The 22,561-nt window shown below is 73.5% G+C and carries 23 protein-coding genes and 1 riboswitch; of the genes, 9 read left to right on the top strand and 14 right to left on the bottom strand.

The window, feature by feature from the left end; translation table 11 throughout:
• On the bottom strand, positions 1-683 hold a 683-nt coding region (locus ACYVPE_RS19465), incomplete at its 3' end, for a hypothetical protein (RefSeq protein WP_461034917.1).
• 185 nt (positions 684-868) lie between these two features.
• On the opposite strand from ACYVPE_RS19465, the gene ACYVPE_RS19460 reads away from it, so the two are divergent.
• Both ACYVPE_RS19460 and ACYVPE_RS19455 read left to right on the top strand, forming a co-directional pair.
• Complete coding sequence (locus ACYVPE_RS19460) at positions 869-1,888, top strand: hypothetical protein (RefSeq protein ID WP_461034916.1); 1,020 nt, start codon at positions 869-871, stop codon at positions 1,886-1,888.
• Positions 1,882-2,865, top strand: coding sequence for a sensor histidine kinase (locus ACYVPE_RS19455; protein WP_461034915.1), 984 nt, complete (start codon positions 1,882-1,884; stop codon positions 2,863-2,865). Before ACYVPE_RS19460 ends, ACYVPE_RS19455 begins: the two co-directional genes overlap by 7 nt.
• Before the next feature lie 115 nt (positions 2,866-2,980).
• Here ACYVPE_RS19455 and ACYVPE_RS19450 read toward each other — a convergent pair whose 3' ends face one another.
• On the bottom strand, positions 2,981-4,429 hold the full coding sequence (locus ACYVPE_RS19450; RefSeq protein WP_461034914.1) for an APC family permease: 1,449 nt from the start codon (positions 4,427-4,429) through the stop codon (positions 2,981-2,983).
• 71 nt (positions 4,430-4,500) lie between these two features.
• Positions 4,501-5,841 carry a UDP-glucose dehydrogenase family protein gene (locus ACYVPE_RS19445; protein WP_461034913.1) on the bottom strand — a complete coding sequence of 447 codons (1,341 nt, stop codon included), beginning with the start codon at positions 5,839-5,841 and terminating at the stop codon, positions 4,501-4,503.
• A 147-nt stretch (positions 5,842-5,988) separates the two neighbouring features.
• Between ACYVPE_RS19445 and ACYVPE_RS19440 the strand changes: the two genes are divergently transcribed.
• Positions 5,989-7,149, top strand: a complete 1,161-nt coding sequence (locus ACYVPE_RS19440) for an acyl-CoA dehydrogenase family protein (RefSeq protein WP_461034912.1) — start codon at positions 5,989-5,991, stop codon at positions 7,147-7,149.
• Positions 7,150-7,203: 54 nt separating this feature from the next.
• On the opposite strand, the gene ACYVPE_RS19435 is transcribed toward ACYVPE_RS19440, so the two are convergent.
• Positions 7,204-7,650: a MerR family transcriptional regulator gene (locus ACYVPE_RS19435; RefSeq protein WP_461034911.1), complete on the bottom strand. Its 447-nt coding sequence runs from the start codon at positions 7,648-7,650 to the stop codon at positions 7,204-7,206.
• Between the two features lie 39 nt (positions 7,651-7,689).
• Between ACYVPE_RS19435 and ACYVPE_RS19430 the strand changes: the two genes are divergently transcribed.
• Positions 7,690-8,334 carry a class I SAM-dependent methyltransferase gene (locus tag ACYVPE_RS19430; protein WP_461034910.1) on the top strand — a complete coding sequence of 215 codons (645 nt, stop codon included), beginning with the start codon at positions 7,690-7,692 and terminating at the stop codon, positions 8,332-8,334.
• Between the two features lie 49 nt (positions 8,335-8,383).
• On the opposite strand, the gene ACYVPE_RS19425 is transcribed toward ACYVPE_RS19430, so the two are convergent.
• Entirely contained in the window at positions 8,384-9,145 is a 762-nt protein-coding gene (locus tag ACYVPE_RS19425; protein ID WP_461034909.1) for a TetR/AcrR family transcriptional regulator, read from the bottom strand.
• 107 nt (positions 9,146-9,252) lie between these two features.
• On the opposite strand from ACYVPE_RS19425, the gene ACYVPE_RS19420 reads away from it, so the two are divergent.
• Together ACYVPE_RS19420 and ACYVPE_RS19415 are read left to right on the top strand one after the other, a co-directional pair.
• Positions 9,253-10,230 carry an ATP-binding cassette domain-containing protein gene (locus ACYVPE_RS19420; RefSeq protein ID WP_461034908.1) on the top strand — a complete coding sequence of 326 codons (978 nt, stop codon included), beginning with the start codon at positions 9,253-9,255 and terminating at the stop codon, positions 10,228-10,230.
• Entirely contained in the window at positions 10,227-11,018 is a 792-nt protein-coding gene (locus ACYVPE_RS19415; protein WP_461034907.1) for an ABC transporter permease, read from the top strand. The genes ACYVPE_RS19420 and ACYVPE_RS19415 overlap by 4 nt, the downstream gene beginning before the upstream one ends.
• 97 nt (positions 11,019-11,115) lie before the next feature.
• Here the strand turns inward: ACYVPE_RS19415 and ACYVPE_RS19410 are convergent, their stop codons facing one another.
• The 4 genes from ACYVPE_RS19410 to ACYVPE_RS19395 all read right to left on the bottom strand — a co-directional run bounded on the left by ACYVPE_RS19410 (position 11,116) and on the right by ACYVPE_RS19395 (position 15,530).
• Positions 11,116-11,871, bottom strand: a complete 756-nt coding sequence (locus ACYVPE_RS19410) for a M23 family metallopeptidase (protein WP_461034906.1) — start codon at positions 11,869-11,871, stop codon at positions 11,116-11,118.
• Between the two features lie 5 nt (positions 11,872-11,876).
• Positions 11,877-12,043, bottom strand: a riboswitch (cyclic di-AMP (ydaO/yuaA leader).
• 622 nt (positions 12,044-12,665) lie between these two features.
• The gene (locus ACYVPE_RS19405; protein ID WP_461034905.1) at positions 12,666-13,847 is read right to left on the bottom strand and encodes a dipeptidase; all 1,182 of its coding nucleotides are present in this window, start codon (positions 13,845-13,847) and stop codon (positions 12,666-12,668) included.
• Positions 13,844-14,356, bottom strand: coding sequence for a 5-(carboxyamino)imidazole ribonucleotide mutase (gene purE, locus ACYVPE_RS19400; RefSeq protein WP_461034904.1), 513 nt, complete (start codon positions 14,354-14,356; stop codon positions 13,844-13,846). The genes ACYVPE_RS19405 and purE overlap by 4 nt, the downstream gene beginning before the upstream one ends.
• A gap of 25 nt (positions 14,357-14,381) precedes the next feature.
• Positions 14,382-15,530: a 5-(carboxyamino)imidazole ribonucleotide synthase gene (locus ACYVPE_RS19395; RefSeq protein ID WP_461034903.1), complete on the bottom strand. Its 1,149-nt coding sequence runs from the start codon at positions 15,528-15,530 to the stop codon at positions 14,382-14,384.
• Positions 15,531-15,594: 64 nt separating this feature from the next.
• On the opposite strand from ACYVPE_RS19395, the gene ACYVPE_RS19390 reads away from it, so the two are divergent.
• Positions 15,595-16,092, top strand: coding sequence for a GtrA family protein (locus ACYVPE_RS19390; protein ID WP_461034902.1), 498 nt, complete (start codon positions 15,595-15,597; stop codon positions 16,090-16,092).
• A 103-nt stretch (positions 16,093-16,195) separates the two neighbouring features.
• On the opposite strand, the gene ACYVPE_RS19385 is transcribed toward ACYVPE_RS19390, so the two are convergent.
• The 4 genes from ACYVPE_RS19385 to ACYVPE_RS19370 form a co-directional block, all read right to left on the bottom strand.
• Positions 16,196-17,449: an ATP-binding protein gene (locus ACYVPE_RS19385; protein WP_461034901.1), complete on the bottom strand. Its 1,254-nt coding sequence runs from the start codon at positions 17,447-17,449 to the stop codon at positions 16,196-16,198.
• A 15-nt stretch (positions 17,450-17,464) separates the two neighbouring features.
• Positions 17,465-18,142 carry a response regulator transcription factor gene (locus ACYVPE_RS19380; protein ID WP_461034900.1) on the bottom strand — a complete coding sequence of 226 codons (678 nt, stop codon included), beginning with the start codon at positions 18,140-18,142 and terminating at the stop codon, positions 17,465-17,467.
• A 58-nt stretch (positions 18,143-18,200) separates the two neighbouring features.
• On the bottom strand, positions 18,201-18,704 hold the full coding sequence (locus ACYVPE_RS19375) for an ATP-binding protein (protein ID WP_461034899.1): 504 nt from the start codon (positions 18,702-18,704) through the stop codon (positions 18,201-18,203).
• Between the two features lie 225 nt (positions 18,705-18,929).
• Positions 18,930-19,310 carry an STAS domain-containing protein gene (locus tag ACYVPE_RS19370; protein WP_461034898.1) on the bottom strand — a complete coding sequence of 127 codons (381 nt, stop codon included), beginning with the start codon at positions 19,308-19,310 and terminating at the stop codon, positions 18,930-18,932.
• Positions 19,311-19,556: 246 nt separating this feature from the next.
• Here ACYVPE_RS19370 and ACYVPE_RS19365 point away from each other — a divergent pair, with 246 nt between their 5' ends.
• Positions 19,557-20,474: an RNA polymerase sigma factor SigF gene (locus tag ACYVPE_RS19365; protein ID WP_461034897.1), complete on the top strand. Its 918-nt coding sequence runs from the start codon at positions 19,557-19,559 to the stop codon at positions 20,472-20,474.
• A gap of 153 nt (positions 20,475-20,627) precedes the next feature.
• A complete protein-coding gene (locus ACYVPE_RS19360; protein ID WP_461034896.1) occupies positions 20,628-21,326 on the top strand; it encodes an MOSC domain-containing protein in 699 nt (232 codons plus the stop codon).
• Between the two features lie 13 nt (positions 21,327-21,339).
• On the opposite strand, the gene hutI is transcribed toward ACYVPE_RS19360, so the two are convergent.
• Positions 21,340-22,527, bottom strand: a complete 1,188-nt coding sequence (hutI, locus tag ACYVPE_RS19355) for an imidazolonepropionase (protein WP_461034895.1) — start codon at positions 22,525-22,527, stop codon at positions 21,340-21,342.
• Positions 22,528-22,561: the final 34 nt, after the last annotated feature.

The following is a 22,561-nucleotide window of genomic DNA, read 5'->3' as shown; positions in this document are numbered from 1 at the left end:
GCGAGCGCCCAGCCCGCGCCGAGCAGGGTCAACAGGTGCCAGTCGACGCCGCGTTGCCCCTGGTGCGCGAGGCCCACGGTGCCGCCGGCCGCCCAGTAGAGCCAGCACGCGCCGGGCACGACGCCGGCCGCGACCGCCCACCGGGGCGTCCGCCCGCCGCCGTCACCGTCGCCGTGGCTGTCGCCTAGCCGGCCGGCCAGCGCTCGTGGCCAGCGGCGGCGCAGATAGGCGGGAAGCGCCAGGGCCAGGCCGATGCCCATGGCCACGAAGGCGGTCTGGATCAGCGCGCCCTCCCAGGCCGGCATGGTCGGGTCGTCGCCGCCCGCTCCGGGGTCCGGGTCGGCCTCGCCGGCTCCGGCGTCGAGGGCCGAGCTGACGAGGGCGAACGGCAGCACCGACACCAGGAAGCCCGCCCCGATCCAGGCGGTGAGCGCCAGCGGCGCCGCCGGGATCCGCGTCCCCCAGGGCCGCACCAGGGCGAGGGCGAGGAGGATCCCGACGCCGGCCATGACGACGGTGGCGCCGTTGAGCACCACCCAGGCGAGCAGGGACGTGTCGCTCCCGGTCGGCAGCAGGCCGAGCAGCGCTCCCAGCACCCAGGAGATCTTGATCAGCGGGTAGGGCGTCATCGCCACCGCCGCGCCGTATCCGCCGATCCGGCCGGCCCGTTCCCACCACGTCATGTCCCGCTCCCCGCTTCCCTCGCCGTTCGCCGTTCGCCGTTCGCCGTTCGCCGACGCTCGTCACCGTAGGCGGCGCCCGCGACGCGGGGCGTCGTCCGCCGAGCTGACCCGGCTCCCCCGCGCGGGGGAGGCGGATCGTCGCCCGGCAGGAGGGCCGGGGGCGCGCCGGCCGGCAGCGTGGTGGCATGACCACGAGATCGCGGGCCGAGCCGAGGCCCACCCACCGTCCCTGGCTCGCCGTGCTGCTCGGCTCCCTAGCCGTCGCCGCCTGCCTGCCCTACCTCGCGCTCAAGATCAGCTGGCTGTGCGGCGGTCACCTCGGCATCCCGGCGGGCAGCGAACTGCGCGACGCCGAGGGCGGGTCGGTGCTCCTCGTCGCGAACGCGCTGACCGCCGCGATGGACGCCTGCGTGGTGGTGCTGGTCCTCGCGCTCACCAGGGACTGGGGGCGGCGGCTGCCCGCCTGGCTGGTCCTGGCGCCGCTGTGGCTCGCCACCGGGCTGCTGGCGCCGATCGTCGTCGGCTTTCCGGTGGTGAGCCTCGTCGAGTGGTTCGGCGCCGAGCCTTCGGGACCCGACCCGGGCGGTGCCGACGCGTCCCTCGATCCGTGGGTGTTCACGCTCGTCTACACGGGCTTCGGCGTGCAGGCGCTGGCGCTCGGCGGGCTGTTCGCGCGGTACGTCGGGCGGCGCTGGGGACGGCTGCTGCGGCCGCGCCTCGACGCGCTCCCCGGCCCGCTCCACGGCGCCGGCCGGGCGGCGGCGGTGGGCGCGGCGGTACTGCTGCTGTGGCCGGCGGCGATGCGGGTGCTGTGGCTGTGCGGTGCCACGGTCGGCCTCGGCGCGGCGCGGGCCGGGGACCGCGATGCCGCGTTCCACGTGACCGCGGCCGCCGACGTGCTGTTCGCGCTGGCCGCCGCGGCCGGCGTGCTGCTGCTCGCCCTGCGGCCGGCCCGCTTCGGTCGGGTGAGGGTGTGGGTCGCGGTCGGGCTGGCGTGGACGGGCGGCGCGGCGCTGACGGCGTGGGGCGGCTGGCTGCTGGCGGCCGGCGTGTTCGCCGGGGACGCCTTCGCGGGCGGTGAGCGCCCGGGCGTGCTGCTGTGCCTGGTCTACGCTGGCCAGGTGATGTCGGGGTCGCTGGTGCTCGCCTTCGGCGTCCGCCTCCTCGCCGGCCGCGTCGCCTCCGGGGCGCGGTCGTCGTGCTGAACCGCCGCCTGTTGGCGAGGCGTTGGGCGCACCTGCTGGTGGGCGGGGCGCTGCTGATGCCGTTCTTCCTGCTCACGTCGGTGGTGATCGGGCTGGACCGCCCCGACGCCGACGTCACCACGCACCTGGGCTGGCAGTTCCTCGCGTTCGGCCTGGCGCTGCCGCTGGTGGCGGTCGCCGGGCTGTTTCCGCGGGTGCGTCCGCTGGAGGCGGCGGCGGTCCGGGCCCTGGCGACCTCGAGCTCCTGGCCGCCGCCAGCGGACGGGCCGGCCGGGTGGTGGGCCGCGCGGCGCCGCACGGCGTCGTGGTGCGTGGCGCTCACGGCGCTCGGCGGGCTGGTGAGCGGGGCGTCGCTGGCGCTGCCGCCGGCGGCCGGGTTCCTGGTGGCGATGCCGTTCGTCGGCCCGCTGCGCCGTGGCCGGTGGGCCGAGCAGTTCCCGGCACTCGTCGATCGCCCGTGGCTGGCGCCGCCCGTGGGGCTCGCGGTGCTCGTGGCCTTGGTCGCCGTCGTGGCCGGGGCCGGGGCGCTGCTGGCCCGGCTGGCGCCGGCGTTGCTCGGTCCCACCCCGGCGGACCGGCTCGCCGCGGCGGAGCGCCGGGCCGCGGACCTGGCGGTCCGCAACCGGTTGGCGCGCGAACTGCACGACTCGGTCGGCCACGCGCTCAGCGCCGTCACCCTGCAGGCGGGCGCGGCGCGTACGGTCCTGGGTTCGGATCCGGGGTTCGCCAGGGAGGCATTGGTGGCCATCGAGGAGACGGCCAGGCAGGCCGTGGCCGAGCTGGACACGGTGCTGGGGCTGCTGCGCGACGAGGATCCGGCCGGCCGGGGGTCGGCGCCGACCCTCGCCGACCTCGACGGGCTGCTCGACCGGGTCCGCGCGGCCGGGCTCACGGTGCGGCTGGTGGACGGGCTCGCCGCCGGCCGGCGGGGCGCTGCCGGGTCGCCCGGCGGGCGGCCACGCGGCCACCGGGCCTAAGCCTGTCCCGCTCCCTCGGCCCACGAGCGAGCGCACACGGCCCCAGGCCGTGCACGGCACCGCCGGCCAAGCCGGCCGGGCCGGCCGGCCGCTGCGGCCAACGGTCGTCCCGCGTTCAGCCGCGCGGCGGCTGGTCCGGGTCGTCCGGGCCGTCAGGCCCGGCCGGCACGGAGCCGACGTCCGCCGAAGCCCGCCCGGCCAGGGCCCGGTTGCCGAGCCAGACACAGGCCCAGAGGGCGATGCCCAGCAGCATCAGCCAGCCGGCGACCCGGTAGTCCGCGCCGGCGCGGCCGGAGAGTGGCGTGGCGAGGTAGGCGCAGAGCACCGCGCCGAGGACCGGGAGCGCCGTGGGGGCGCGGAAGTGGCGGTGGGCGACCTTGTCGCGGCGCAGCACCAGCACGGCGACGTTGACCACCGCGAAGACGCAGAGCAGCAGCAGCGACGTGGTGCCGCCGAGCGCCGTCAGGTCGGCGTAGCCGATGAGCAGGAACGCCAGCAGGGTGGTGAAGGTGATCGCCACCCAGGGGGTGCGGCGGCCCGGGAGCAGCCGGGCGAGCGGGGCGGGCAGGCAACGTTCCCGTGACATGCCGTAGAGCAGTCGGCTGGCCATCAGCATGTTGATGAGCGCCGAGTTGGAGACGGCGAACATGGTGATCCAGGCGAACAGGTCGATCGGGAAGCCGGGCGCACCGGCCTGCACCACCCGCAGCAGCGGCGTCTCGCCCTCGCCGAGCAGCGACGGCTCCACCAGGGCGACGCTCGCGATCGCGACCAGCACATAAATGACACCGGTGATACAGAGACCGATCAACATCATTCGGGGAAAGATACGAACCGGGTCCTTCGTCTCCTCCGCCATGTTCACCGAATCCTCAAATCCGACCATAGCGAAAAAGGCGAGCGCGGTCGCGGCGGTCACGGCGCCGAAGGCCGATTCACCGCCCGAGGTGTTGAACTCGGTGATTCGGGAGAACTCGGCCTTTCCCTCGACCATCGCCCATACCCCGACACCGATCACGATCAGCAGTCCGGAGAGTTCCACGGCGGTGAGCACCACGTTCGCCTTGACGCTCTCGCCGACGCCCCGCAGATTGACCAGGCTGATCGCCGCCATGAAACCAAGGGCGACCACCATCGCGATCCGGCCGGTGTCGCCGTCCACGTCCAGCGCGGACAGCAGGTTGGCCGCGAACGCCTTGGAGGCGGAGGACGCCGAGGTCAGGCCCGAGCACATCACGGCGAAGGTCACCAGGAAGGTGAGGAAGTGGATGCCGAACGCCCGGTGCGAGTAGACGGCGGCGCCGCCCGCCCGTGGATATTTGGTGACGAGTTCCAGATAACTGGTGGCGGTCAGCAACGCGACCGTGAAGGCGCAGAGAAACGGCAGCCACACCGCCCCGCCGACCTCGGCGGCGACCCGGCCGGTCAGCGCGTAGACGCCGGTGCCGAGAATGTCCCCCACGATGAAGAGCAGGAGTAACCCCGGCCCCATTACCCGCTTGAGTTCGGTGCCGCCTTCCGCCTGTGGCGCGTCGGCCGTTCTGGTCCCCGTGATCTCAGACATGGCGGGACGATAGCGCCCCGCGGCACGGCTATTGAGCCGAATGCGGAATAGTTGAGGAACAATTGAGAAATTCAGGCGGTGGGTCGGCCGAGCGCGCGGTACGTCCAGCCGGCCTTGCGCCACAGCGCGGGGTCGAGCGCGTTGCGGCCGTCGAGCACCTGGCGGTCGGCGACCAGCTCGCCGAGGGCCGCCGGGTCGAGCTCGCGGAACTCCCGCCACTCGGTGAGGTGCAGCACGGCGTGGGCGCCGCGGATCGCCGCGGCGGCGGTGTCCGCGTAGCGGAGGGTGGGGAAGACGCCGCGGGCGTTGACCATCGCCTTGGGGTCGTAGACGGTGACCTCCGCGCCCTGGAGGTGGAGCTGTCCCGCGATGTTGAGCGCCGGCGAGTCGCGGACGTCGTCCGAGTCGGGCTTGAAGGCGGCGCCGAGCACGGCGACCCGCTTGCCGAGCAGCGAGCCGCCCAGCGTCTCCCTGGTCAGCTCGACCATGGCGGCGCGGCGGCGCATGTTGATGGAGTCGATCTCGCGGAGGAAGGACAGCGCCTCGGCGGCGCCCAACTCGCCGGCGCGGGCCATGAAGGCGCGGATGTCCTTGGGCAGGCAGCCGCCGCCGAAGCCGATGCCGGCGCGCAGGAACTTGCGGCCGATGCGGTCGTCGTGGCCGAGGGCCTCGGCCAGCGTGACCACGTCGCCGTCGGCCGCCTCGCAGATCTCGGCCATCGCGTTGATGAAGGAGATCTTGGTGGAGAGGAAGGCGTTGGCCGCCGTCTTGACGAGCTCGGCGGTCGGCAGGTCCGCGGAGATGAAGGGGGTGCCGGCGGCCAGCGGGGTCGCGTAGACCTCACGGAGCAGCGTCTCGGCGCGCTCGCCGGTGACGCCGACCACGATCCGGTCGGGGCGCAGGGTGTCCTCGACGGCGAAGCCCTCGCGCAGGAACTCGGGGTTCCACGCCAGCTCGGCGTCGGCGCCGGCCGGGGCCAGCTCGGCCAGCCGGCCGGCGAGCCGGGCCGCGCTGCCGACCGGCACGGTGGACTTGCCGACCACCAGGGTGGGGCGGGTGAGGTGCGGGGCCAGGGCGTCGACGGCCGCGTCGACGTAGCTCATGTCGCAGGCGTACTCGCCCGGCTTCTGCGGGGTGTTGACGCAGACGAAGTGGACGTCGCCGAAGGCGGCGACCTCGGCGGGCGACTCGGTGAACGAGAGCCGGCCGGTGGATCCCGGCAGCCCGGCGACGTGCTTGCGCAGCAGCTCGTCGAGCCCCGGCTCGTACATCGGGGCCTCGCCGCGGGCGAGCCTGGCGATCTTCTCCGGGACCACGTCGAGCCCGAGCACCTCGAAGCCGAGCTCGGCCATGGCCGCCGCATGGGTGGCGCCGAGATAACCGAGGCCGATGACCGTGATCTTCGGAGACATGCCCACGAGCATAGCCCTCGGGGGTGAAGGCCGGTTGTCGGGAAGCTCACCTGTCGGCGGCGGTCTCCCCGCCCTACGATGCGGGTACGGCTACAAGTTACTTAACAGTCATTAGCATCGTGGCTAGTCGACGAGGAGTGGGAGCACGTGGCAGGAGACGCGGATTTCGAGCTGTACCGTCCGGCTGAGGAGCACGACATGCTCCGGGAGTCCGTCCGCTCGCTGGCCGAGGCGAAGATCGCCCCGTTCGCCGCCGAGGTGGACGAGCAGGCCCGCTTCCCCCAGGAGGCCCTGGACGCGCTGGTGGCCAACGACCTGCACGCCGTGCACGTGCCGGAGGAGTTCGGCGGGGCGGGTGCCGACGCGCTGGCCACGGTGATCGTGATCGAGGAGGTGGCGCGGGTGTGCGCCTCGGCCTCGCTGATCCCGGCGGTCAACAAGCTGGGGTCGCTGCCGGTGATGCTCTCCGGCTCCAAGGAGCTGAAGGCCCACTACCTGACGCCGCTGGCCAGGGGCGACGCGATGTTCTCGTACTGCCTCTCGGAGCCGGACGCCGGCTCGGACGCGGGCGGCATGAAGACCCGGGCGGTGCGGGACGGCGACCACTACGTGCTGAACGGCGTCAAGCGGTGGATCACCAACGCGGGTGTCTCCGACTACTACACGGTGATGGCCGTGACCGACCCGGAGAAGCGCACCCGCGGCGGGATCTCGGCCTTCGTGGTGGAGAAGGCCGACGCGGGCGTCTCGTTCGGCGCGCCGGAGAAGAAGCTGGGCATCAAGGGCTCGCCGACCCGCGAGGTCTACCTCGACAACGTGCGGATCCCGGCCGACCGGATGATCGGCGCCGAGGGCACCGGCTTCGCCACGGCGATGCGCACCCTCGACCACACCCGGATCACCATCGCCGCGCAGGCGCTCGGCATCGCGCAGGGCGCGCTCGACTACGCCAAGGGGTATGTGCGGGAGCGTAAGCAGTTCGGCAAGCCGGTCGGCGACTTCCAGGGCGTGCAGTTCATGCTGGCCGACATGGCGATGAAGCTGGAGGCCGCCCGCCAGCTCACCTACGCGGCGGCCGCCAGGTCGCAGCGCGAGGACACCGACCTGACGTTCTTCGGCGCCGCGGCCAAGTGCTACGCCTCCGACGCGGCGATGGAGATCACCACCGACGCCGTCCAACTGCTCGGCGGCTACGGCTACACCCGCGACTACCCGGTGGAGCGGATGATGCGGGACGCCAAGATCACCCAGATCTACGAGGGCACGAACCAGGTCCAGCGGATCGTCATGGCGCGCAACCTGCCGTAACCGCGCCGCCGGAGGTGCGGGCCCGGGCGGGAACCGCCCGGGCGCCGCCGGCTCTCAGTGGGTGTGGGCCTCGTGGAGCGGCGCCCCGGCGAGGCGGGCGGCGAGCACGTCGGCGAAGGTGGGGCAGCCGCCGATGTGGTCGTGGGGGCAGGCGAGACCGTGGGCGACGGCGGTGCGGGCCGCCTGGGCGCGGGCGATGAGCTCGTCGAGTTCGGTGAGCTTGCGCCGGTGCAGCTCCCGCCGGGCGTCCGGTTCCTCGGCGCGGGCGGCGACGAACGCCCTGGCCTCGCGCAGCGTGAAGCCGACGTCCCTGAGCAGCAGGATCAGGCCGACCACGGCCACCGCCGAGGCCGGGTAGCGGCGTTGGCCGGCGATCCGGGCCGGGGCCGGCATGACGCCGAGCTCCTCCCAGTAGCGGAGCGCCGAGGTGGCGACCCCGGTGGCCCTGGCCAGCTCGCCGATCGTCAACCCCGCGGCGGGCGGGGCATGTTCATCAGCCATGTTGCGTTCAAGGCTACTTGAAGCCCTTGACTGGCGCCCATGACAGCGACACCGACGTCTCCCAGGCGGCGCCTCGCCGCCTCCCTCGTGCGCCAGTTCGGCCACCCGCGCGGCCCGGCCGGCCGACTGGTCGGCTGGGTCATGGCCCACCGCTCCTCCAACCGGCGGCGGAGCGAGTGGGTGGTCTCCCTGCTCGACGTCCAGCCCACCGATCGGGTGCTCGAGGTCGGCTTCGGGCCTGGCGTGGCCATCGCGGAGCTGGCCGGCCGCGCCACCCGAGGACATGTCCACGGCATCGACCACTCCGCCACCATGGTGCGCCAGGCCGCCAGAAGGAACGCCGCCGCGATCCGGGCCGGGCGGGTCACGCTGCGGCACGCCTCGGTCGACCGACTGCCGCGCCTCGACGGGCCGTTGGACGCCGTCCTCGCCGTGAACTCGCTCGGGTTCTGGCCGGACCCGGCCGAGCGGCTCGGCGAGCTGCGCGGGCTGCTCCGCGCCGGCGGGCGCATCGCGCTGGCCAGCCAGCCGCGTTGCGCGGGGGCCACCGCCGAGACCACCGCGCTGGCCGGCCGGGAGCTCCAGGATCTGCTCACCGGGGCCGGGTTCGTCGACCCCCGCCTGGAGACCCTGCCGCTGGCTCCGCCGGCCGCCTGCGTGCTGGCCACCAACCCGGCGGCCTGACCGCCCCCCTGGCCGACCGCCCTCCCGGGCACCGGTCAGCGGGCACCGGTCAGGCGGACTCGCGGACGCGCATCAGGGTCGCCGCGCCGTCGAGCACGTAGTCGACGCCGTAGGCGAAGTCGGCGTCCGGGCCGTCACTCGCCTCCTCCGTGAAGGCCCGCGCCGCCACCCTGGCCACCGTCGGGTAGCGGCCGGAGGCGGCGGCCCTGGTGAGCATCCGCCCGTAGAGGACGTTCCAGTCGGCGTACTCGACGCCGAGGCGCGGGGTGGCCCGCTCCATCGTGATCTGGAGGCGGACCTCGTTGAGCACATGGCCGCTGAGGATGGACAGCACGCCCATCATGTCGCCCTCGGTGAGCGACGTGTCCGCCATGGTGGAGAGCGCGGCCTCCATCCAGGCGAGGCTGTTGGGGCCCATCGGCGGCGCGCTGATGGGCACGTCCAGCATCCAGGTCCTGGCGAGCAGCACCTCGCGCTGGGCCTTGGCGAAGGCGGTGAGGCCGCCGCGCCAGTCGGCCGGCCAGTCGGTCGGATCGGGCACGCCCACCGCCATGTCGAACATCAGGTCGAGGAGATCGTCCTTGCTCGGCACGTAGTTGTAGAGCGACATCGTGGTGACGCCGAGCCGCTCGGCGACCCGGCGCATGGAGACGCCGGTGATCCCCTCGGCGTCGGCGATCTCCACCGCGGCCGCCACCACCCGGTCCAGGCTCAGGCTGCCGCGCGGCCCCCGGCTGCCCGGCGGCCGGGTGCGCCACAGCAGATCGATCAGATACGCCGGGTCGCGCCCACTCCCCCGCTCACCAGCCATCCCACTTCCCGTCGTCGCTTACTTCTCGTCGTCGATTGACACGATCCTAGAACCATGTACGGTGTACATACAAACTGTACGGTGTACATAGTTAGAGGGGGGCCGACATGCCCGACCACGCGATAGCGGCCGAGGGGCTGCGCAAGCGGTACGGGGGGAGTTCGGGCCATCAGGCGCTCGACGGGCTCGACCTGACCGTGCCGACCGGCACGGTCTACGGACTGCTCGGGCCGAACGGCGCCGGCAAGACGACGACGGTGCGGGCACTGGCCACGCTGCTGCGCCTGGACGCCGGCCGGGCCGTGGTCTGCGGCCACGACGTCGCCCGCGAGCCGGAGTCGGTGCGCGCCGCGATCGGCCTGACCGGCCAGTACGCGGCGGTGGACGAGCTGCTGAGCGGCCGGCAGAACCTGGTGATGTTCGGCCGGCTCTTCAAGCTCGGCCCCCGGGCGGCCCGCCGCCGCGCCGACGAGCTGCTCGAACGGTTCGGCCTGACGGAGGCGGCCGGGCGCAGCGCCGGGCAGTACTCGGGCGGCATGCGCCGCCGCCTCGACCTGGCGGCCAGCCTGATCCGCACCCCCGAGGTGCTGTTCCTCGACGAGCCGACCACCGGCCTCGACCCGCGCAGCCGCAACCAGGTCTGGGACGCGGTCCGTTCGCTGGTCGCCGGCGGCACCACGGTGCTGCTCACCACCCAGTACCTGGAGGAGGCCGACCAGTTGGCCGAGCGGATCGCGGTGATCGACGGCGGCCGGGTGGTCGCCGAGGGCACCCCTGACACGTTGAAGGGCCTGATCGGCGGCGACCGGGTGGAGGTCGTCGCCCGGCACCGGGGGCAGCTCGCCGCGGTCGCCGAGCTGGTGGCCAGGGTCGGCGAAGGACACCCGCCGGAGACCGACCCCGACACCCGGCGGGTCAGCGTCGCCGTCCGCGACCGGGTGACGGCGCTGACCGAGGTGGTGCGGGCCCTGCACGACGCGGGGATCGGCGTCGAGGACATCGGCACCCGGCGTCCCACCCTGGACGAGGCGTTCCTGCACCTCACCGGCGAGCGCGCGGCGCCCAGGGCCGAGGTGGTGGCATGAGGGCCAGGGCGGCCGTCTCGGACGGCCTGATCATGACGCGCCGCAACATGGCGCACGTGGTGCGCAGCCCCGAGGAGCTGGTCCTCTACTTCGCGCTGCCGATCATGTTCGTGCTGGTCTTCGGCTACGTCTTCGGCAGCGGCATGACCGTGCCGGACGGCGGCGGCTACCGGGAGTTCCTGCTGCCCGGCGTCTTCGCCATGACGATGCTCTACGGGATGGGCGCCACCGGAGCGTCGGTGGCCGTCGACGCGGGGCGCGGGGTGGTGGACCGGTTCCGCTCGATGCCGGTGGCGCGCACCGCGCTGCTCACCGGGCGGGGCATCGCCGACCTGCTGCGGGCGATGCTGGAGATGACGGTGCTGGTGGTCTGCGGGCTGCTGGTCGGCTGGGAGTGGCACCGCGGCCTCGGCCGGGCGCTGCTGGCCGTCGCGCTGGTGCTGGCGCTGCGGGTCGCGATCACCTGGATCGGGATCTACCTGGGCCTGGCGCTGCGCAATCCCGACACGGTGGGGGCGATCGTGTTCCCGCTGGCGTTCCCGATGACCGCGCTCTCCAACGTCTTCGTGGCGCCGGAGCTGATGCCCGGCTGGCTCGGCACCGTCTCGGAGTGGAACCCGCTGTCGGCGACGGTCACCGCGATCCGCGAGCTGTTCGGCAATCCGGGCCTCGGCGGGGGCGGTTGGGCCACCGAGCACGCGCTGGCGCTGGCCATCGCCTGGCCGGTGCTGCTGACCGCGGTCTTCGCCACGCTGGCGATCCGCTCCTACCAGCGGCTCGGCGACTGACCCGGGGTGGGAGAGGGGGGAGACAGGGCCCCGTCGGCGAGGGGGGGGAAGCGCGACGGGGCCCTGTCGTACGGGGGATGTCCTCCGGGGGTGGGCGTCAGATGGTGACGCCGTTCTCCCGCAGATAGGCGATCGGGTCGATGTCCGAGCCGTACTCGGGGCTGGTGCGCACCTCGAAGTGCAGGTGCGGGCCCGTGGAGTTGCCGGTGGAACCGGAGAGACCGATCGGGTCGCCGGCCGAGACGCTCTGCCCGACGCCGACCGAGATCGAGGACAGGTGGGCGTACTGGCTGTACCGGCCGTCGTCGTGACGGATGATGACCTCGTTGCCGTACGCGTTGACCGTGCCGGCGCTGACCACCTGGCCCGAGGTGACGGCGACGACCTCGGTGCCGGAGGCCACCGGGAAGTCGGCGCCGGTGTGGTGGCCCGAGGACCACATGGAGCCGGCCACGCCGTAGGCGGTGCCGATCCCGCCGGTGGTCGGCACGGTGAAGCCGGACGCGGCGGAGTCGGCGGCCGTCTGGTCGGCGGGGGCCGACTGGGTGGCGACGCCGGCGACGTCCAGGCTGAGCTCCTGGCCGGGCTTGATCAGGCGGGGGTTGTCGCCGATGACGTCCTGGTTGGCGGCGTAGAGCGCGCGCCAGCCACCGTCGACGTCGTGGTCGGCGGCGATGGCGACGAGGGTGTCGCCCGCCCTGACCTCGTAGGTCTCGGCCGAGGCGGCCTGCGCGGCGCTGGCGCCGAGCAGCGGCAGGGCGATGCTGGCGCCGCCGACGGTCAGCAGCAGCGTGATGCGGGATATGTGCCGGGCGCGGGCGCGCTGGCGGCGGTGACGTCCGCGTGCGGACATGGGTGAGCTCCTCCTCCACCGCCTACGAGGTGAGCTGTCGGGTTCGGGCCGGAGTCGCCCGGCCACCGACGTGGATCGACGGTGGCTTCACCCCGAGCCGGCGTGCGCGCGGCGCACGACGGCGGAAAGTGGGTCCCCCGCTCCTGCCATGCGGAAGTGGTGCTCGACCGCCGCCGGTGGCAGGACTCGGCGTTCCGACGACGGCTCGCCACGGGATTCGCGGCGCGGGCAGCACCGTAAGCCGAGGAAATCGGACAAGACAAGAAAGGTGGGGCGGGTGGGATGTGACGGACGATACGGGGCCGCTGCGCTGCGCTTTCCCGACGTCACGGAGCGCGACGGGGCCGCCGGCGCCCCCGCCCCAACCCCCGCGGGGCGCGGGCCGCTTGATGCAGCCCACCCACCCACCCCACCGGCGAAGCGGCCCCTCGCGGACGCCCCGAGTGACCTCGGTCACGGCCCGCCCCTCAGGGGCCACTATCACCCAGATCGCCCCCAATGCCGGATTAGCCCTGGCGGGCCATGCCCACCGGCCCGCCGGCGCGGGGCGCCTCCCGCCCGCGCGCGGGGCCGGATGGGCGCGGCCGCACCCGCGCTCGCGTCGGGCTTTCGCGGCGAAGCCGCGAGGCTACGCGCCTGACCACAGCGGGGCCAGTCGACAGCCCCCCGGCGCCTCACGCCGGTCCTGGCCGGCCGGGGCCCTCGCGCGGCGGAGCCGCGAGCGCACGGGCCGGGCCCGACGCCTTCGCGGCGGCCGCCAGGCCGCCCGGCAGCGCGGCGCCGCCGGTCGGGCGTTACCCGTCGATCGTGGCGATCGACGGGCCGCGGCGGGTGGCCACGGCCCGCGCCACCGCCTCCGCGTCCCGCAGGACGCGGACCGCGTTGTGCCAGGTCAGCTTGGCCAGGTCGGCCGGCGACCAGCGGCGCTCCAGCAGTTCGGCGATCAGGTTGGGGTAGCCGGCGACGCTGTCGAGGCCGTCCGGCAGGAACGCCGTGCCGTCGAAGTCGCCGCCGATGCCGAGGTGGTCGACGCCGGCGACCTCCCGCATGTGGTCCAGGTGGTCGGCCACCGTGCCGGCCGTGGCGACCGGCCGTGGGTTGGCCGCCTCGAAGGCGCGCTGCACCCGCATCCCGGCCTCGGTGCCGTCCAGCGGGTCGAGGCCGTTGGCCACCATGTTCTCGTCGGCCCGCCGGGTCCACTCCACGGCTGCCGGGAGCACGAACTTCGGCACGAACGTCACCATCGCCACCCCGCCGTTGCCCGGCAGCGCGGCCAGCACGTCGTCCGAGATGTTCCGCGGGTGGTCGCAGACGGCGCGCGCCGAGGAGTGCGAGAAGATCACCGGCGCCTCGGTGACCCGCAGCGCGTCCCGCATGGTGCTGGCGGCCACGTGCGAGAGGTCGACCAGCATGCCGAGCCGGTTCATCTCCCTGACCACCTCCGCGCCGAACGCGGTGAGGCCGCCGTGGCGCGGGGTGTCGGTGGCCGAGTCGGCCCAGTCGTTGTTCTCGTTGTGGGTGAGCGTCATGTACCGGACACCGAGCCGGTGGAAGGCACGGAGCGTGGCCAGCGAGTTGTCGATGGCGTGGCCGCCCTCGGCGCCCATCAGCGAGGCGATCACGCCGTCCCGCCTGGCCGCCTCCATCTCGTCCGCGGTGGCCGCGGCCCGCAGCCGGTCCGGGTAGCGGTCGAGCAACAGCCGTACCGCGTCGATCTGTTCGAGGCAGGCGCTGACCGCGTGGTCCCCGGCAAGCCGCCCCGGCACATAGACCGACCAGTACTGGGCGCCGACCCCGCCGGCGCGCAGCCGGGGCAGGTCGGTGTGCAGGGTGGCGCTCTGGTCGCCGGCGATGTCCCGCCGGTCCAGGTCGTAGCGGACCTGCTCGCGCAGCGCCCACGGCAGGTCGTTGTGGCCGTCGACGACGGGGTGCTCGGCGAGCAGCGCCCGCGCCTCGGCCAGCCGCTCCGCGCTCACGCGTCCCCCTCGGCGACCAGGGCCCGCAGCCGGCGGCCCTTCGCGGTGGCCTGTTCGTTCAGCCCGCGCTGGAACTCCCGCATCCGCTCCAGCAGTTCCGGTTCGTGGGCGGCGAGGACGCGCACCGCGAGCAGCCCGGCGTTGCGGGCGCCCGCCACCGACACGGTGGCCACCGGCACGCCGGCCGGCATCTGCACGATGGACAGCAGCGAGTCCATCCCGTCCAGGTGCTTCAGCGGCACCGGCACCCCGATCACCGGGAGCGGGGTCAGCGAGGCGAGCATGCCAGGCAGGTGGGCCGCGCCGCCGGCGCCGGCGATGATCGCCTTCAGGCCGCGGCCGGCCGCGGCCTCGCCGTAGGCCACCATCTCGTGCGGCATCCGGTGCGCGGAGACGACGTCGACCTCGTGCGGGACGTCGAACTCGGCGAGGGCCTCGGCGGCGCCGCGCATCACCGGCCAGTCGGAGTCGGAGCCCATCACGATGCCGACCACGGGGGCGCCGCTCATTCGGCGCTGCTCATTCGGCGCTGCTTCATTCTGTGATGACTCCTCGCAGGTAGTCGGCGGCGTGCCTGGCCCGCTCGCGCACGTCGGCCAGGTCGTCGCCGTAGGTGTTGACGTGGCCGACCTTGCGGCCCGGCTTGACGTCCTTGCCGTACATGTGGATCTTCAGCCGCGGGTCGCGGGCCATGCAGTGCAGGTAGGCCGGGTACATGTCGGGGAAGTCGCCGCCGAGCACGTTGGCCATCACCGTCCAGGGGGCGCGCGGCCTCGGGTCGCCGAGCGGGAGGTCGAGCACGGCCCGGACGTGGTTGGCGAACTGGGAGGTGACCGCGCCGTCCTGGGTCCAGTGGCCCGAGTTGTGCGGCCGCATCGCCAGCTCGTTGACCAGCACCCGGCCGTCCACCGTCTCGAACAGCTCCACCGCCAGGTGGCCGACGACGCCCAGCTCCTTCGCCACGCGCAGCGCCAGCTGCTGCGCGGCCAGGCCGAGCTCGTCGGGGAGGCCGGGCGCGGGGGCGATCACCGTGTCGCAGACGCCGTCCACCTGGATGGACTCGACGACCGGGTAGGCGACGGCCTGGCCGTGCGGGGAGCGGACCACGTTGGCGGCCAGCTCGCGGGTGAAGGCGACCTTCTCCTCGGCGAGCACCGCCACCCCGGCCCGGAAGGGACCGGTGGTGGCCGCGGCCTCGGCGGCCGAGCCGACCACCCAGACGCCCTTGCCGTCGTAGCCGCCGCGCACCGTCTTCAGCACCACGGGGAAGCCGCCGACCTCGGCGGCGAACCGCTCGACGTCGGCCGGGTCGGCCACGATCCGGTGGCGCGGGCAGGGCACGCCGAGCTCGGTCAGCCGGGCCCGCATCACGCCCTTGTCCTGCGCGTGCACCAGCGCGTCGGGGCCGGGCCTGACCGCGATCCCCTCCGCCTCCAGCGCCCGGAGATGTTCGGTGGGCACGTGTTCGTGATCGAACGTGATCACGTCGCAACCGCGAGCGAAACCACGGAGCGTGTCCAGGTCGCGGTAGTCGCCCACCACGACGTCCTGGACCACCTGAGCGGCCGAGTCCTGCGGAGTGTCACTGAGCAGCTTGAATCTGATGCCGAGCGGGATGCCCGCCTCATGGGTCATACGGGCGAGCTGACCGCCTCCGACCATGCCGACCACGGGAAAAGTCACACACCCAGCGTATCCGCCGTCCCCCTGGCGAGAGAGCCAGGGAGCGGCTGGCTACGATGCAACCATGAGCGACGGGCTCACGCTCCGCGACCGCCTGGGCGGCGTCGCCCACGAGGTCGTCAAGTTCGGCACCGTGGGTGCGCTCGGCGTTCTCGTGAACGTGATCGTGTTCAACCTGTGTACCCAGGGCGCGGGCCTGGCCCCGGTGCGCTCCGGGGTCATAGCCACCTCGGCCGCGATCCTCACCAACTACGTGGGCAACCGCCACTGGACCTACCGGGACCGGGACAAGAGCGGGCGGAGCCGGGAGGCCAGCCTCTTCCTGCTGTTCAGCGGGGTGGGCATGGTGATCGAGAACGGGGTGCTCGCGCTCTCGCACTACGGCTTCGGCTTCACCTCGGGGCTGGCCGACAACCTGGCCAAGAACGTCATCGGGCTCGGCCTCGGCTCGCTCTTCCGCTTCTGGTCCTACCGCACCTGGGTGTTCCGGGTGGCGGAGGAGACGGCGGAGGAGACGGCGGCGAAGCCTGACCCGCTGGACCGGCCGTTACGGGCCCGCTGAGGGCTATCCCTCGGCCTCCCGGGCCTCCGCGCCCCGCGACTCCGCGCCCCGCGACTCCGCTTCGCGGCTCAGGCCCCTCCCTATGACTGATCCGCTTCGCGGCTCAGGCCCCTCCGTATGACTGATCCGCTTCGCGGCTCAGGAAGAGCGCGAACACCGGCGGCCTCCCCTGCAACAGTTCGAGCCGGCCGCCGTCCGCCTCCGCCAGGTCACGGGCGACGGCCAGGCCGAGCCCCGTCGAGTTGCGCCCGCTGACGGTGCGCTCGAAGACCCTGGCGCCCAGCTCGGTCGGCACCCCAGGGCCCTGGTCGGTGACCTCGATGACCACCTGGTTGCCCGCGGTCCTGGTGCGCAGCGCGACCGTGCCGGTGCCGTGCATCAGCGCGTTCTCCACCAGGCAGGCCAGCACCTGGGAGACCGCGCCCGGGGTGCCGACCGCCCGCAGCCCCGGCTTGCCCGAGTGCACGATGGCGCGGCCCGCGCTGCGGTAGGCGGGGCGCCACTCGTCGATCTGCTGCGCCACGACCTCGTCCAGGTCGAAGCCGACGGCCGAGCCGAGCCGCGGGTCGCGGGAGTTGGTGAGCAGCCGCTGCACGACGTCGGTCAGCCGCTCCACCTGGGTGAGCGCGATGGACGCCTCCTCCTGGACGGTGTCCCGGTCCTCGGTGGCGATGATCTCCTCGAGCCGCATGGAGAGCGCGGTCAGCGGGGTGCGGAGCTGGTGCGAGGCGTCGGCGGCCAGCCGGCGCTCGGCGGTGAGCATCCTGGCGATGCGCTCGGCGCTGGCGTCGAGCACGTCGGCCACCCGGTCGAGCTCGGGGACGCCGTAGCGGCGGTGCCGGGGGCGCGGGTCGCCCGAGCCGAGCCGCTCGGCCGTCTCGGCCAGGTCGAGCAGCGGGGCCGCGACACGGTGCGCCTGCCGGACGGCGAGCAGCAGCGCGGCGGCGACCGCCAACAGCGAGACCACCAGGATGAGGGTGAGCATCCGGTTGACCTCGTCGGTCACGATGGAGCGCGGCTGCTCCACGACGACGGTCTCGCCGTGGGCGCCGGCCTCCTGGGAGCGCATCACGGCGCCGTCGATGGGCTGGCCGATTCTGATCGGTTCGGTGTCGGGCCGGTGGATCACCACGAAGCGGTCGGCGGGCACCGAGGCCCGCAGCGCCTCGGCGGTGATCTCGTCGCCGTTGGCGATGCGGCTCTCGACGTCGGCGAGCAGCCTGGCGGTCTCGGAGTCGAGCCGGTCGCTGGCGCTCGACTCGATCGACCTGGCCTCGATGGTGAACAGGGACACGCCGAAGACCGCGATGACGACGAGCACCACGGCGAGCGTGGAGTTGATCAGTCGACGGCGCACGGAGCAGGCCCCGGCTCAGCTCTTCTCGAAACGGAAACCGACGCCGCGGACCGTCGCGATGTAACGGGGGTTGGCGGCGTCGTCGCCCAGCTTCTTGCGCAGCCAGGAGATGTGCATGTCCAGGGTCTTGGTGGAGGACCACCAGGTGGTGTCCCAGACCTCGCGCATCAGCTGCTCCCGGGTGACGACCCGGCCCGCGTCCCGCACCAGCACCCGCAGCAGGTCGAACTCCTTTGCGGTGAGGTGTAGTTCCTCCTCGCCCATCCAGGCGCGGTGGGACTCGACGTCGATCCGGATGCCGTGCACGGCGGGGGCCGGCGCGGCCTCCGCGGTGCCGCGCCGCAGCAGGGCGCGGACCCGGGCCAGCAGCTCGGCCAGCCGGAACGGCTTGGTGACGTAGTCGTCGGCGCCGGCGTCGAGACCGACCACGGTGTCCACCTCGTCGGCGCGGGCGGTCAGCACCAGCACGGGCAGGGTGAGCCCCTCGGTGCGCAGCCGGCGGCAGACCTCGAGCCCGTCCATGCCGGGCAGCCCCAGGTCGAGCACCACCAGGTCGATGTCCCCGCCGAGCCCGGCACGCAGCGCGGCGGGGCCGTCCTCCCGAACCTCTACCTCGTATCCCTCGCGGCGCAGCGCTCTGGCCAGTGGTTCCGAGATGGACGCGTCGTCCTCTGCGAGCAGTACTCGGGTCATGGTGGTGATGGTAGACGCCCGAGGGTGACCGGACGGGAACAACCGAACAGCTGCCCCGTTACTCTCGGCCATCACCGCAGGCGGGGGGTGCGGCGAGTTCGGCCCAGACCGTCTTGCCCGGCGCTGCCGGCTCCCGGAGCACGCCCCAGTCGAGGCAGAGCCGCTCGACGATGAACATGCCGTGGCCGCCGGGCCGGCCCGCCCGGCGGGTGGTGGCCAGGGCCGGGGTGCCGAGCCCGCGGTCGACCACCTCGACGCGGAGCAGCTTGGGTCCGTGGCCGAGGCGCAGTTCCTCGGGGCCGCCGGCGTGCAGGCAGGCGTTGGTGACCAGTTCCGAGACGACCAGCAGCGCGTCCTCGGCGCAGGCCCGCTGCTCGGCGGTGGCGGCGGGCAGCCAGCCCCAGTCGTGGAGGGCGATCCTGGCGAACTCGCGGGCCCTGGACACGACGCCGGCCGTGCCGACCAGCCGCAGCCTGCGCACCTGGCGGACCAACTCCTCGGGCGGCTCCTCGGCCGGCCCTCGGCCCGGGTCGCCTGCCGGGTACGGTCGGGTGGACCCCATGCACGCTCCCCTCACCGCATCGCCGCGCTGTCGCGTCGTTGGTCTCCTCGGCGCGTTCTCGCCCCTCGAGCGCGCCCGCTCACGCGCCGGTCGTGGTTCCCTCGATCCGGCGCGTGTGGTCTTCTGCCCTGCCGGACGACGGGCACACCCACCAGGTTCCGGCAATCCGAACGCCTCAGTCTGACGCCCCTCACGGCCCGCCGTACAGCGGGCCCCCGGAGCCGGTCAGTCCGCCGGGAGCGCGGCCAGCGCCTCGGCCAGGGTTTCGTGCACGGAGAAGACGGCGCCGGCGCCCGTTATCTCCAGCACCCGGGCGACAATGGGCCGCATTCCCGACAAATGCACCTGCCCGCCGGCGGCCTCGGCCTCGAGGCGTGTGGCGAGAAGCACATTGAGCCCGGTGGAGTCACAGAACTCGAGGCCTGAGCAGTCGATAACGATGCGGTAACGGCCACTGGCGACGCAACCGTGCAGCGACTCGCGAAGCCGCTCGGCGGAGTGGTGATCGAGCTCACCGGCGGGAGTCACCACCGCACCCGCCCCCAGGTGGCGCACATCGACCGTCAGCTGGCGCCGGTGCGAACTGTCCGGCATCGCGCGGTCCATGCAGCCCCCTTCAGTTCGGAGCGCGTTGTTGGCTAGGTTCGAAACCATAGCCGCTGGGCGGCCTGCCCAACACCCGAACAGGACGGACGTACCGCTCAATTCGGGCGTAGCAGACTTGCCATGGCGGCCATAGGACCGATAGGCGTAGAGGGCACACGTTTCCCACGCCGGCTTTGGAGGCGCCGCACTCGCAGTGCACGTCATGGCTTCGGCAGCCATATGCCGAGACGACTACGGAGGACACTTATGTCACCCGCCCCTCGAACCCAACGACCGCATACCGGGGACCCCGCCCCCACGGACGCCGGCCACGCGCCGGAGCCGGCGGCGGAGTCGACCCCGGCGTCGGCTGAGGACGTACTCGCGTCGCTCCCCGACATCCCGCGTTTCGACGAGGTGGCGCCGCTGGACGCGCGCGCGCTCTCCAAGAGCCTCTTCGCGCGGCTGCGGATCCTCGAAGAGGGCACGCACGAGTACGCGTACGTACGCAACACCCTGGTCGAGCTCAACCTCGCCCTGGTCAAGTTCGCCGCCTCCCGGTTCCGCTCCAGGAGCGAGCCGATGGAGGACATCATCCAGGTCGGCACGATCGGCCTGATCAAGGCGATCGACCGCTTCGAGGCCGACCGCGGGGTCGAGTTCCCGACCTTCGCGATGCCGACCATCATCGGTGAGATCAAGCGGTTCTTCCGGGACACCTCCTGGTCGGTGCGGGTCCCGCGCCGGCTCCAGGAGCTCCGCCTCGACCTGGCCAAGGCGGGCGACGAGCTGGCGCAGCAGCTGGACCGCGCGCCGACCGTCGCCGAACTGGCCGAACGACTCCACCTCAGCGAGGAGGAGATCGTCGAGGGCATGGCGGCGTCGAACGCCTACACCGCCAGCTCGCTCGACGCCCAGCCCGAGGAGGACGAGTCCGAGGGCGCGCTCGCCGACCGGATCGGCTACGAGGACCACGGTCTGGAGGGCATCGAGTACATCGAGTCCCTGAAGCCGCTGATCGCCGACCTCTCGCCGCGCGACCGCCGCATCCTCTCGCTGCGGTTCGTCGCCAACATGACCCAGTCGGAGATCGGCGAGGAACTGGGCATCTCGCAGATGCACGTCTCGCGGCTGCTGGCCCGCACGCTCGGCAGGCTGCGCAGAGGACTGATGATCGAGGAGTAGAGCCGGTCGAGAAGTCCGGTGGGTGAGGCGCGCGGCATGCCGCGCGCCTCACCCGTTCCCGCGCGCTTTCCCGGTTTCCGCCGGCTTCTTCCGTGCCCTCGCGAGCCGTTCCGAGCCCGGTGCGGCGGGCCCGCCCGGGGCTATCGTGACGGCATGCCGAGCGACGTTCCCCCCGCCCCGTCCCGAGCCACCGTGCTCTCCGTCAACGTCGGCCGGGCGAGCCGGGCCGCCAGGACGGACACGCCAGGCGGCCTGACCGGCATCGACAAGCGACCGACCGAGGACCCCGTGCTGGTGACGGCGCCAGGACCGATGGGGGTCGGCGGCAGCGGCCTCGCCGGGGACACCATCTGCGACCTGCGCCACCACGGCGGGGACGACCAGGCCGTCTACGCCTACGCCAGGGAGGACCTCGACCGGTGGGCGGAGCGGCTCGGCCGGGAACTGCCGAACGGCGTCTTCGGCGAGAACCTGACCACCTCAGGGGTGGAAGTCAGCGAGGTCCGGATCGGCGAACGGTGGCGCGTCGGCCGGGAGTTGGTGCTCGAAGCCACCTCGCCCCGGGTGCCGTGCAGCACCTTCGCCGACTGGCTGGGCGAGCGTGGCTGGGTGAAGAGCTTCACGGCCGAGGCCGCGCCCGGCGTCTACCTCCGGGTGATCACGCCGGGCGAGGTCCGCGCCGGGGACGGCGTGGAGGTGCTGCACCGGCCCGACCACGAGGTGTCGGTGGCGTTCCTGTTCCGGGCCAGGATGACGGCGCCCGAGCTGCGGCCCCGGGTGCTGGTCGCGGGCGAGGCGCTGTCCGCGGAGTGGCTGGCCAGGGCCAGGACCTGGGCCGCGAAGGCCGGTTAGCGGGGCGAACGGGTCAGCCGCGCGGGCCGACCACCCGGCGGCCCGCCCGCCAGACCTCGGCGACCAGCGGCACGCCGGGGCGGTAGGCGAGGTGGACGGGCGACGGCGCGTCGAGCAGCACCAGGTCGGCGCGGGCGCCGGGGGCCAGCCGGCCGACGTCGGTGCGATCGAGCGCGGCGGCGCCGCCCGCGGTGGCCGACCAGACGGCCTCGTCCGGGGTCATGCCCATCTCGCGGACGGCCACGGCGACGCAGAACGGCATCGAACTGGTGAAACTGGAACCGGGGTTGCAGTCGGTGGCGAGGGCGACGACGGCTCCCGCGTCCAGCAGCCGGCGGGCGTCCGGATAGGGCGCGCGGGTGGAGAACTCGCAGCCAGGGAGCAGGGTTGCCACGGTTCCGCCCTGGCTGGCGGCGAGCGCGTCGACGTCGGCGTCGGTGAGGTGGGTGCAGTGGTCGGCGGAGCTGGCCCCCAGCTCGACGGCCAGCCTGACCCCCGGGCCCGCGGTCAACTGGTTGGCGTGCACCCGGAGTCGGAGCCCGCGCTCGCGGCCGGCCAGCAGGATGGCCCTGGCCTGGTCGCCGTCGAAGGCGCCGCGCTCGCAGAAGACGTCGATCCAGCGGGCGTGCGGGGCGCAGGCGTCCAGCATCGGCCCCGTCACCAGGGCGACGTAGTCCTCGGGGGCGTCCGCGTACTCGGGGGGCACCACGTGGGCGCCGAGATAGGTGACCTCGGCCAGCTCCGCGCTGGCGATCCGCAGCGCCCGTGACTCCAGCGAGACGGTCAGGCCGTAGCCGGACTTGGTCTCGACGGTGGTGGTGCCCTGGCGGAGCATCTCCCGCAGGTAGCCGGCGAGTCGGGCGGTGAGCTCGGCGTCGGTGGCCCGGCGGGTGGCCGCCACGGTGGTGCGGATGCCGCCCGCGGTGTAGGGGCGGCCGGACATCCGGGCGTTGAACTCCTCGGTGCGGTCGCCGGCGTGCAGCAGGTGGGAGTGGGAGTCGACGAAGCCGGGGACGACGGCCCGACCGCCCGCGTCGTGGTGACTGTCAGTGGCGGGTGCTCTACTTGACGTGCCGACCCAGGCGACGCGTTCCCCCTCGACGACGAGCGCGGCGTCCTGGATCGGCCCGAGTGGGCCGGGGCCGAGGGAGGGATCGTTGGTGACCAGGGTGCCGATGTTGGTGATGGCGTGGCTCGGCATGGTGCGGCGCCTCCGGGGGCTTGGCTGGTTCCGT

Source organism: Streptomyces mayteni (genome assembly GCF_054783955.1).
The sequence above is the reverse complement of the archived record's forward strand: the minus strand, read 5'-3'. Positions and strand labels throughout refer to the sequence as shown.